Raw genomic sequence first — 10,691 nt, 5'->3', positions numbered from 1 at the left:
ACAGCATGGTAACGAGCAAAGTTCCATCGCGCACCGGTGTGGCACAGACCGATCCCGGTTCGGTGCGGAGGAAGACGGGGTTCACCGGACAGGATTCCTTCACCTACGAGGTCAATGACGGCATCGTCGACAGCGCGGTCGCGACCGTCACCCTCGTCATCAGCTGAGGGTCGACTCCGCTGACGCTCGTGTCCGGGCGGGTAAACGCGCGATCGGGGTTCGCCTACACGAGTTGCGCCACCACCTCCGCCGCAGCCCGCTCCCCTGAGCGCACCGCGCCGTCGACCCATCCGCACATCACGGCTGACGATTCGGTGCCGGCCCAGTGGACGCGACCGCACGGTTCCCGCAGCGCGGGACCGAATTCGGTGAGCACACCAGTGGGCGCGTGGCTCATCATCCCGCCACCCGAGTAGCGCTCGACGGTCCAGTTCTGCTCCACGTAATCGACTGGCGTGCGGACTTTTTCGCCGAGGCGCTCGGCGACGGACGCGAGTACGGCGCGGCGGCGGTCGGCCGGTCCCAGCTTCGTCAGCCGCCGCGCCATCGGCCCCTCATCGATGACGCACAGCACGCCGGGTTGCGGCCGGTCGGTCGAGGCGTCGATGGTGAGCGTGGCCGGTGAACCCGGCGCGAACGACTGGCCGCTGAGTCCGTCGTCGCGCCAGAACGGGGTGCGGTAGACCAGGTTGGTCTTGATGACCGCGCCGCTGGGCATCCGCTGGTGCAGAAACGACCGGTCGACCGGAAGCATCGGTTCGTACAGGATCTGGCCGGCAATCGCGATCGGGACCGCGACCACCACACGGCGGGCTCGTATCGTGATGCCGTTGGCGTGCACCGTCACGCCGTCGTCGTCCTGGACGATGCGTCGCACCGGCCGGTTCAGGTGCACGGCATCACCGAGTTCGGTCGTCATCGGACCAGAGATCGCACCCATGCCGCCGACGGGCCTGGCGTCCTCAGCACCGTTCTCCACGCCGAGCAGGAAACCGGGGCCGCCGCCGGATGCCATCTGGTACAACGCGAATAGCATCGACACCTCGGATCCCGCGGACGTGTGGCAGCCCGCGATCGCCGCCTCGAGCAGCGTCCGCGCCTGCTCGGACAAGGTGTGACGGTCGAGCCAGTCGGCGAGGGTGATGCGGTCCCACTTGTCGGCGTTCTTCGCGGTCCACGGCGCTTCCAGTGGAATCGATTTCGACATGTGGCCGAGTTCCGCGAAGACCGCACCCATGTTGGCGACGACCCACGGACTCATCGTCAACGGGATCGTCCCCTTGTACCGGTACTGCTTGCCGCCTGTGACCATGATCGCCCTGCCGTCGACGTACTGCTTGTAACTGGGCACGTCGAATTCGCGCATCAAGCGAAGGATCGCGTCCTGGCCGGGTCCAATCCACGCACCGCCGCGATCGATCCAGAGACCGTCCGGACCGCTGACGGTGAACGTGCGCCCACCGACCCGGTCGCGTGCCTCGAGTAACGCCACGGAATGTCCCGACCGCTTCAGTCGCAACGCCGCAGTCAGTCCCGCGAACCCCGCGCCCACCACACAGACATCCACATCGCTCATGCACGCGATGCTGCACCCGGCCACACGAGGATGGATGGTTTTCGCACTTCGGGTGCCTAGGCAGCACGCCTCGAGCCGGCGCGCTGGGGACCAACCGGCCAATGCAGCACCTACATGGAAGCGGTAACGCAGTTCCGCCGTTACCCGCGCGGTATTACGGTTCCGGCCCGGAATTGGTCTTGTGGGCGGTACGACAGCTAATGGATACGGTAACGCAATTCCGGGGATAATGACGCCGGTCACCACTAACCAAACCGCGGCGGTGCAAGGTCCGAATTGGGTACTTGCGGCGGCGTGGGAATTTCCGGCTTGGCTTCGTTCAGGGTGTTTGTGTAAGTGCCGTCGACGTACACGTCGATCCAGGTCGTACCGTCGATCGTTTTGTACGAACACGTCGAGACCCGACCCTTCGGGCCCGAACTGGTTTCGTACCGGCCAGCGGCTTCCTTGCACCCAGCCTTGATTTCCGCCTCAGTCTGCTTTTCCTCGGCGCTGGCGCCGGCGGCTGATGCGAGCGCAATACAAAGGCCAATGCAAACGGCGCCGATGGCTCGGGCGACGCGCGCGGTTCGGCGGGTGTTGTCATTCTCTACTCCTCGTGGTTAGTTGGCGGCGCGGTCGCGCCGCTTCACGGGAGGAATTCTTCTGAGATCACGGGGTCCGTGTAATCGCCGTTGGGCCAGAATTAGCCCCTCGACGGGGAGGATTTCCTATCCGACCGGTAAGCAACTGCGGCCCGAGGCGATGCGCACCTATGGTGTGCCCCCAGTGAGACTCGAACTCACACTTGGCGGATTTTAAGTCCGCTGCCTCTGCCAATTGGGCTATGGGGGCTTTGCAGCTCAGAGCATACTTCAGGCCGTTTCGGCCTTTTTCTGACGTCCCGAGTACCGCAGTGATACCGCAGTACTGTCGATGGCCTTGCCCAGCGCATCGGCGACACCGCTCAGATCATCGTTGAGCAAGTGACCGTAGCGGTCGAGCGTCATCGCCGCCGTCGCGTGTCCAAGTAGCCGTTGCACGACCTTGACGTTAGCGCCTGCGCTGATCGCCAGCGACGCCGTGGTGTGCCTTAGGCCATGGGGTACCAGCCCCTCGATCCCGACTTCGGCGCACGCATTGTCGAACGCCCACCGGTACTCGCCGAGCGGCAAGAACCCGCCTTTGCGGCTCGGGAACACCAGTGCATTCGGATCGGTAGGCAATTCAGCGTGAAGCCGCTTCCACACAGGTTCGGGTACCGGCACGTGGCGATCCCGCTTCGTCTTGGTCGTTGACTCGACGATGCCCTTACCGGTGACCGCGGTCGCGGACGATCGCACCGTGAGCACGCGGTCACCCACATGCCGGCGCCTCAGTGCTACGGCTTCGCCGAACCTCAGCCCGCAGTAGCCGAGGACCAGCGTCAGCGTCTCGAACCGATCGGCAGCCTTGGCCAGCATCAACAGCTCGGCATGACTCAGATACCGCCGCTCACGCTCGGCTTGTTCGGGAAGATCCTCATCCCGCTTTATCTCCAGAGCGACGTTCTTCGCGACCTTGCCGGTTCGTTGCGCGTATTTGAGGACAGCGCCGACGAGCTGGTGCGCCTGGGTGATCCGGCTTGCCGACAGACCCGCGCCTCGTTGCCCACCATCGACAGACAGAGCGCCCAGCCAGGTCGAGTACGACTCGTAGTCGAGCCGTTTCAGCGGGACGTCTTCCCACTTGGGCAACACCACCGTGTCGAGCAACGAGCGATACCCTGCAACGGTTTTCGGCTTCCGATGCTGTTTGGTGGTGAACCACTGCTCGGCGACCGTGCCGAACGTTTCGGCACTCTTGCGGGGATCGACATACTCACCGCGCTGAACGTCCGCAGTGAGACCGTTCAGATAGGCCTGTGCATCCGGCTTGCGCTGGAAGCTCTTGGTGCGCTCGGCTCCGGTGGCATCAACCCACCTGACGCGCCAGCGCGACACCTTGCCGTACACCGCGGATCTCTCGGTGCGCATCGTTCCGTCCGGATCTTTGACGCGCTTGTGCCAGCGGTCGTCGATACCCGCTCGCTCGTTCCGGGTGATCACGAATCGAACATACCGCAGTAACCCGCGTCATCCGTCCGCTTTGCGATCCATCGTTCTTCGACCTTCGGCCAACTCAATCCGAAGCACCATGACCGGAAATACTTTTCGGTCAATGTGGCTGTGGTGGTGGACACGGCGCCATAGCCGCAGTCACTGTTGGCTCAGCCAAACCAACCGTAATTCAGGAGGAATCTGATGGAATTGCTAGGAGCCAAGGAAGTCTCGGACCTGACCGGTGTCCCGGTTGGGACGCTGAGGTACTGGCGTCATTCGGACATCGGTCCAGCGAGCTTCACCTTGGGCCGCCGGGTCGTTTATCGACGCGATGAGGTTCTGCGATGGATCTCCCAGCGGGAGAGCACAACCCGGCGCGGAGGCGGCGACGCCGCGTGACGCCGACGAATGAGAAAGACCTCGGGGTCTAGCCGAGGCCTTTCGTTCGAACCACCCGATTACCCAAAACGGAAGTTCCCCATGAGACTAACCCGTCATGCCGGCCTGCGGAAGCACCACAGGCTTGATTGCCTATGAGCAGCAACGCAGATAATGACAAGAAATCCGTCGCCGCACGCCTGGTCACTATGGCCCAAGAACGCTATCTCCTCGGAGTTTCCGAAGACGGCAAGCCCTTCGGCGCCGAACGCAGCCGGCCCCATCTGGCGATACTACTGCGCGCAGGAAAAGCTGGCCTGCGCGCCGAGCTCGCCTCCCGGTACTTCAATGACACCGGGACCGTTGCCGGCGGCCAGGCCCTCACCGACGCCACGCTGGTCCTCGAAGGCTTGGCCGCCAACCAGCCCCCGGAGAAACTGCACCTGCGCATCGCCGACTACCACGGCACGAGCTACATCGACACCGGCCGACAAGACGGAAAGGTCATCCGCATCGGCCAGGGTCGATGGACAGTCGCCGACTCAGGTCCGGTTCGGTTCTTGCGGACAGCGCTGACCGCCGAGATGCCTCTCCCACCCGCCAACGGTGACGTCAACAAGCTATGGAACTTCGTTAACGTTGCCGTCGAGGACCAACCCGTGTTGCTTGCAGTGCTCATCGCTGCGCTCGTCCAGTGCGATGTCCCGCACCCTGTGTTGGCGCTGTTCGCCGAGCAAGGCAGCGCCAAAACCACGACGACGCGCATGCTGGTCGATCTCATCGACCCCTCCTCTATTGAAGTGCGCCAGGCGCCCCGCGACGCCGACTCGTGGGTGACCGCTGCCTCCGGTTCCTGGGTAGTGGCCCTGGACAATTTGTCCGCGATCCCACCGTGGTTGTCGGACTCGCTGTGTCGAGCTGCGACAGGCGACGGCAACGTCAAACGCGCGCTCTACACCGATTCGGACCTCGCAGTGATCAAGTTCCGCCGCTGCATCATCGTTAACGGCATCGACGTCGGCGCAATACGTCCCGACCTCGCCGAACGCATGGCAATGGTTGATCTGCGACGCATCGAACGCCACACGCGACAGTCTGAGGCCACTCTGCGACAACAGTGGCGCACGGCTCTACCAGGCATTTTAAGCGGGCTCCTCAACCTGGCCGCCACCGTTCATCAACGCCTCGAAACCATCGTGGTCGATGATGCGCCACGCATGGCGGACTTTGGTCGCGTGCTGGCGGCCGTCGACGAACTTTTGTCGACTCATGGCTTACGCCGCTACATGTCCCGCGCAGATCAGCTCGCGGAGGACAGCTTGTCCGGCGATCTCTTCATCGAACAGCTGCGCCACCACATATTAGAACCGCTGCGCGGACAGTCCGGTGTCGACCTGCTCGCCCTCTTCACCCCGACAGGCGATCACTGGCGACGCCCCAAGGAATGGCCCAAGAACGGCCGCGATGTGACAAGCCTGCTCCGTAGACACGCGCCGGCGCTGCGAAACCTGGGATGGGCGATCGAGAACGACGGAGCCCGCAACCACCGCAACGTCCTGCTGTGGACCATCTATCCACCACACAAAGATGTGGCTGCCCATCAAGCCTCGCAGCCCTCGCGTCCCTCGCTGCTACGGCCCAGTCCCCCCGCAGCGCCCGCCCGAGAGAACCCGACCACTTCTAGCGCCGACGAGCGCCGCGACGACCTCTCCGCATAACGGCACCCCGCGGTCCAGATTCGACGAGCTGTCGGTGCCTGCAGGCAGTATCAGGAGCAGCCGAGAGGGAGCAGCTGCGATGAGCCTTGATGACGACCTGGAGAACTTGGCCACTGCCGCGGTCAGCGATTGGCCCGAGATCGTATTCTCCGGCCGGCTTGATGCGGCGATCCGCGACCTATACCGGACGCATCTGCGGTTCCCGCCATCCTGGACCCCGGACGAGCGCGATGAGTTCATCGAGGAACGCGCCGACACCGAAGCCCAACGATTGGCCACCCGGTTCGACGACGCCATCGACGTCATGATCGACGATTTCGGCCGGCAGAACGGGTACTTGCCTCATCATGAGTACGCATCAACGATGATCACCAAAGCACGAAAGGACGCCGTTTACGAGTTGGAGGCCAGCATCGAGTACCTAGCCGATGACCTCGCTCAGACGGTTACGCACACCGCTGGCCGTACCGTCGCGAGCATGACCGGGCGCAGTCCCGCCGCACGACGTCCCAATAGAAATGGCCCTCGCCGAATCAGCTGACTTCTCACCAACTACGGCGCGGATGAACGGCATTGGACAGGTCACGGGCAGCCGTCAGCGTGGCACGATCAAGTTTCTTGAGCCGAGCCTGCTCTGCCAAGCGAGTAAGCAACCCGCGTAAAGCCTCGCCATCGTCCAGGACCCTGTTGGCGGCATCCACCGGTGCGACGGGCCGGTGCGGCTCGGGTGTTCCCGCAGATTGCTTCTGCGATGCAGCGGCTTTCGGGACTTCGATCACGCGAATCGGCGCCCCGTATCGCTGTGCGGCGATACGGGCCGCCGATGCGTCCCGACGACACGTATCCGAGCAATACAGCCGGCGTCGGCCACGTCTAGGAGTGGCGTCCTCATCGAGCATCACCGCATCGCAGCGGACACACCGAGTCGGATCGTAGGCACCGCCCTCGCTCTCATTTCTTTCAACACCATCACAGATCGGATCATCGTTGACTGCAGCGCCTTCGGGTACGACATCAGCAGCTCTCGAACGTGCTGCCGGGGAGATTGCCGAATCATGTCCACCCTCGCCCCCGGCCCGGCGCAGCTGTGCCTGAATCTCACGGACATCGACACCGACAAGCTCAGCGATCTGCGCGAAGGTCAGACCACGACCACGCATCTGCCCGACCAGCGCCTGCAGACCACGAAAGTGACCGGCCCTGCGCTTTACGGCATCAGCACGGATGTTCTCCGCCGCCTGGTCAAAACGCTTGCGCTCCCATGAATCAACAGCACCGACTCTGTGCAGCATTGCACGGATCGACTCGGCATCAGACGCATTGGCGCGATCCCGCCGAGCCCGCGAAGCATTCTTCTTGCGCTGCAGTTCGACCGCCCGATACCGGGCCTTCAGCTTCTCGTTCGCTCCCATGCCTGCAACCTACGAACCGACGGACGAAATAGTCCACCACCACAGCCACATTCGCCTACAACCCAGATTCGTGTGCGTTCGCCAACAGGCACAGCCCCGAGGCCTATGTAGCCACCGGTCAAGGCGCGTACGACACAGCCAGCCGAAGCTCATCGACTTCCAGGCCCGTTAGGTGGGCGATGTCGGCCAACGATTGTCCGGAATCAACCATCTGCTTCACCTGCTTGCTGTACGTGCACAGAGACATGGTGAGTTCCGCCGAAGCCTCAACGCGCTCATGGTCATCGATGTCATCGCCAGCCGCCGAGAGAGTCTCGAGCTTCCACACTTGCACCTCGGCAACGCCAGCCAGTGCACGTGTGAGGATCACGCCATCGGCCATATTGGCCAACTCCCGTTCGGCGTCGGCATTGTCGGTACGCGTTTTTCTATCCACGGCCGAACGATAGGACCCCGCTCCTGTCGGCGGCCACCACCACAGCCATATTCGCCCAAAGTAAAGCGAGCCAACGACAGGCTCCCCGAGGGCTACTCAACCGCACGTGATCCCGACGTGCCGTTTCCGAGGGCGTGTTGCCGCCTTCACGCACGGCCAAGCGGCAACGGCCAGACAGGCACACACCTCTTGCACTCCGGGGCCAGCACGATCATTCAACGACGGACGATATTCGGGTAAAGATCCTCGGCGCGGACACCCCGCGCCCCAAGCAGTGCGAGACCGCGGATGGGAGGAGTTGCCTGCGAGACACCTCACGGACGTAGGGGGAAGAGTTCTCAACGCGGGAAACGGCGGTCCGAACACTGGGGTGGTGCACTCACTTTGCCGGCACGAATCGTCACGCGGATGCCCATGGAATCTGCGCACACGGCCTCGCCGATGACGGCGCCGAACGGCCCTTCGATGCCATCGCCGACGCGATTTGCGAGAAGGCGAAAAGAGCCCGAATACCAGCCGGCTGGACGTTGTGATTTCGTTGTGCCTACCGAGCTAGACGCGCGGGGCGGCCCGTCTGCTTGGTTGAGATCTTCGACTCTTTGGCGTCGCTGTCGGTCTTGCGGTGTGCGGCGAGAAAGTCATCGACGATGTTCGCGCAGTCATTGTGGGTGATGGTGCGAATCCCAGTCATTCGGGCGAAGGCGAGTGGTCCGACGAGTTGGCAGAGCGCCAGTTCCCGGTCGAAGCCGTCAAGTTCGGCTTGTGCTCTCGGGCTGGTGAGTATGGCGTCAAACGGTTCACGGTACTGGTCAACGACTCGAGCCCGTAACGCGCCCGATGTGTGGCGGTCATCAGCATCGTTATTGGAGCCGGTGGGCCCCAATGAGAGCCACGCGAGTGTCGTGACATGCAGCGGTGCGTCGTTGAAAAGGGCGGCTTGGCGGCTGAGCAGTTCGATCAGCTGCTCACGGAGGGGTCCGCTGGTCGGTGCCGGAGTGGTCACTTGTGGAAGTAGGCGTTCGAACGTGGCTGCGAGTAAATGCGACGAACTGTGGAAGTGGCGGTACAGCGTGGTTCGGGCCACTTTGGATGCTTTGGTGACGGCATCGATAGTGACTGCTTCCACCCCACCGGTGCTCAGTAGCGTTGCAGCAGCATCCAGCAGCCGGGTGCGTGACCGGATGCGCCGAGGGTCCACGTCGTCGTCAGGGACTGGCACTGACTGGCTGTCGCTCACTCTTTCACCTCGGCGGCCGATCTTCACGCGATGCTGTCACTGCAGTCTAGCAGTGTGGTACTAACGGTAGCGCAGCGAAACCGCTCGTATTGGAGGGTGATGGTGCCCGAAAGCGTGTTGCCGCCGGAGCGGCTACCCTCGCACACCACGACCTGCATGGGTTGCGGCCCGGACAACCCCCACGGACTGCGGTTGGTGGTGCATCGCAGCGGCGACGCGGTGTACACCGATGTGACGTTCGACGAGCGCCATATGGGGGCCCCGGGCCTGGCTCATGGCGGGGCAGTGGCCGCCGCCTGTGATGACGTCCTGGGCTTCACGTTGTGGATCGCCGGCACCCCGGCGGTGACCCGCACCCTGACGGTCGAATATTTGCGGCCGGTGCCGCTGCATCAGACCCACCGGATTACTGCCCACATCGTCTCTCGTGAAGGGCGGGCGCTGCATGTCACGGCGACAGGCACGGGTGAGGGCGGGATCGCCCGCTTCACCGCCAGTGCAGTGTTCATTGTCGTCAGCCCTGAGCACTTCGCCGCACACGGCGATGTCAGCGCTTTCGGCGATCTTCTGGAGCAGTTCTCGCGCCGCGGCGGTCTGGACCCGGGGCCGTCATGACTTTCCCTCAGGCGCGCAGCCGCGGGAAAACCCTGCCTTCGGAAGCGAACTCGGTCGCTACAGAGAAGCGGGCCGCTAACGCGTCGCGTTCACGCGCCTCCGCACGGCGCCGGGAAACGATTCTGGATGCAGCTTTGGCCGTGGCCGCGGCGGGTGGTTACGAGGCGGTTCAGATGCGGACGGTTGCCGAGCGGGTCGGCATCGCCGTCGGCACGCTTTACCGCTATTTCCCGGCGAAAACCCACTTGCTGGTAGCAGCGCTGACGCGCGAGTTCCGTCGACTCGACTCGGCCGGCGACTGGGCGGGTGGTGAGGGCACACCGCTGGAACGGCTCGAACGGCTCACCGCACATCTGCATGACCGCTGGCAGCGCGACCCATGGCTGACGACGGCCATGACACGGGCCTTCGCCGTCGCAGACACCCGCGCCGCCGCGGAACTCGACCGCGCGGCCGATGAGATCCAGATCCTGCTAGCCCGCACGCTCAGGGGCGGCGAACCCACCCCCGCCGATCTGCACGTCGCTGGGGTCATCTCCGACATCTGGTTGGCCAACCTCGTGGCCTTCAGCGGCGACCGCGCGACAGCCGCCGACACCCGCGACCGCATTGACCGAGCCACCAGGCGCGTCGTGACCAACGCCGCTCGGCCCACCGCCAACCGATAACGATACTACTGGTATCGCAGCGCTACTTAGCGTACTCTTTGGGGATACGGCTCAACGATGCGTCGAAAAGAGACTGCCATGTACACCCAATGGATCGAAAACCTTGTCGTACAACGCCTCTCGCTGCATGGCGGCCTGGTTCTGGATTTCGATGACTACAACGAAATCGTCATCTCCTGCCCCCTGCTATTGACCCTTCCGGCCGTCGACACCTACCCCATCGAGGCGGTGCGCATTGACCCCCTCAGGATCGCGACCCACGAACGCCCACTGCTGAACCTCGCCGGCGCAGTGTGCACCCAGGCCTGTTCTAGCGACGATGGAGGACTACACCTGAGCTTCTCGCGCGGACATCGCATCGATGTCGATCCCGACACTGAACAGACAGCGTGGGAACTCTACGGCATGCGCCACGGCTACATGGCCTGCCTACCTCAAGGACGGGTTCGCGTGGTCCGCCATGACCTCCCCGACACCGACGACGCCAACATCGTCAACATCGTCAACAGCGCCACGCAATCATCGGCGGGGTCGGCGCGGCAGAGCCACTGATGCGGCCGCGGACGCGGCGACGGGTCGACGTGGGCGGCA

General features: G+C 63.7%; 12 protein-coding genes and 1 tRNA gene. 7 read left to right on the top strand and 6 right to left on the bottom strand.

Translation table 11 applies throughout. From position 1 onward, the window contains the following. Positions 1-38 precede the first annotated feature (38 nt). On the top strand, positions 39-167 hold the full coding sequence (locus NM203_RS00125) for an Ig-like domain-containing protein (RefSeq protein ID WP_255057559.1): 129 nt from the start codon (positions 39-41) through the stop codon (positions 165-167). A gap of 56 nt (positions 168-223) precedes the next feature. Here NM203_RS00125 and NM203_RS00120 read toward each other — a convergent pair whose 3' ends face one another. The 3 genes from NM203_RS00120 to NM203_RS00110 all read right to left on the bottom strand — a co-directional run bounded on the left by NM203_RS00120 (position 224) and on the right by NM203_RS00110 (position 3,642). Further along, positions 224-1,576, bottom strand: a complete 1,353-nt coding sequence (locus NM203_RS00120) for a flavin monoamine oxidase family protein (RefSeq protein WP_255057558.1) — start codon at positions 1,574-1,576, stop codon at positions 224-226. A 760-nt stretch (positions 1,577-2,336) separates the two neighbouring features. After that, a tRNA-Leu gene (locus tag NM203_RS00115) sits at positions 2,337-2,410 on the bottom strand. A gap of 20 nt (positions 2,411-2,430) precedes the next feature. After that, positions 2,431-3,642 (bottom strand): tyrosine-type recombinase/integrase, encoded by a 1,212-nt coding sequence (locus NM203_RS00110; RefSeq protein ID WP_013471007.1) that lies wholly within the window; start codon positions 3,640-3,642, stop codon positions 2,431-2,433. 195 nt (positions 3,643-3,837) lie between these two features. On the opposite strand from NM203_RS00110, the gene NM203_RS00105 reads away from it, so the two are divergent. From NM203_RS00105 to NM203_RS00095, 3 genes are all read left to right on the top strand, one after another. Further along, the gene (locus tag NM203_RS00105) at positions 3,838-4,035 is read left to right on the top strand and encodes a helix-turn-helix transcriptional regulator (protein WP_013471006.1); all 198 of its coding nucleotides are present in this window, start codon (positions 3,838-3,840) and stop codon (positions 4,033-4,035) included. A 134-nt stretch (positions 4,036-4,169) separates the two neighbouring features. After that, the gene (locus tag NM203_RS00100; RefSeq protein ID WP_255057557.1) at positions 4,170-5,732 is read left to right on the top strand and encodes an AICE element replication initiation protein; all 1,563 of its coding nucleotides are present in this window, start codon (positions 4,170-4,172) and stop codon (positions 5,730-5,732) included. Between the two features lie 79 nt (positions 5,733-5,811). After that, positions 5,812-6,273 (top strand): transposase, encoded by a 462-nt coding sequence (locus NM203_RS00095; RefSeq protein ID WP_067773651.1) that lies wholly within the window; start codon positions 5,812-5,814, stop codon positions 6,271-6,273. A gap of 4 nt (positions 6,274-6,277) precedes the next feature. Here NM203_RS00095 and NM203_RS00090 read toward each other — a convergent pair whose 3' ends face one another. The 3 genes from NM203_RS00090 to NM203_RS00080 all read right to left on the bottom strand — a co-directional run bounded on the left by NM203_RS00090 (position 6,278) and on the right by NM203_RS00080 (position 8,817). Continuing rightward, a complete protein-coding gene (locus NM203_RS00090; protein WP_013471003.1) occupies positions 6,278-7,144 on the bottom strand; it encodes a hypothetical protein in 867 nt (288 codons plus the stop codon). A 118-nt stretch (positions 7,145-7,262) separates the two neighbouring features. After that, on the bottom strand, positions 7,263-7,580 hold the full coding sequence (locus NM203_RS00085; RefSeq protein ID WP_013471002.1) for a hypothetical protein: 318 nt from the start codon (positions 7,578-7,580) through the stop codon (positions 7,263-7,265). Between the two features lie 544 nt (positions 7,581-8,124). Continuing rightward, positions 8,125-8,817, bottom strand: coding sequence for a TetR/AcrR family transcriptional regulator (locus NM203_RS00080; protein WP_067773648.1), 693 nt, complete (start codon positions 8,815-8,817; stop codon positions 8,125-8,127). Positions 8,818-8,919: 102 nt separating this feature from the next. Here NM203_RS00080 and NM203_RS00075 point away from each other — a divergent pair, with 102 nt between their 5' ends. The 3 genes from NM203_RS00075 (at position 8,920) to NM203_RS00065 (ending at position 10,652) form a co-directional block, all read left to right on the top strand. After that, entirely contained in the window at positions 8,920-9,432 is a 513-nt protein-coding gene (locus NM203_RS00075) for a PaaI family thioesterase (RefSeq protein WP_067773704.1), read from the top strand. Continuing rightward, entirely contained in the window at positions 9,429-10,100 is a 672-nt protein-coding gene (locus NM203_RS00070) for a TetR family transcriptional regulator (protein WP_067773645.1), read from the top strand. Before NM203_RS00075 ends, NM203_RS00070 begins: the two co-directional genes overlap by 4 nt. 78 nt (positions 10,101-10,178) lie before the next feature. After that, a complete protein-coding gene (locus NM203_RS00065) occupies positions 10,179-10,652 on the top strand; it encodes a DUF6188 family protein (protein ID WP_067773643.1) in 474 nt (157 codons plus the stop codon). Positions 10,653-10,691: the final 39 nt, after the last annotated feature.

Origin of the sequence: Mycolicibacterium arenosum (assembly GCF_024320865.1) — a bacterium.
Taxonomy (GTDB): domain Bacteria; phylum Actinomycetota; class Actinomycetes; order Mycobacteriales; family Mycobacteriaceae; genus Mycobacterium; species Mycobacterium arenosum.
This window is presented reverse-complemented; position numbering and strand designations above follow the sequence as displayed.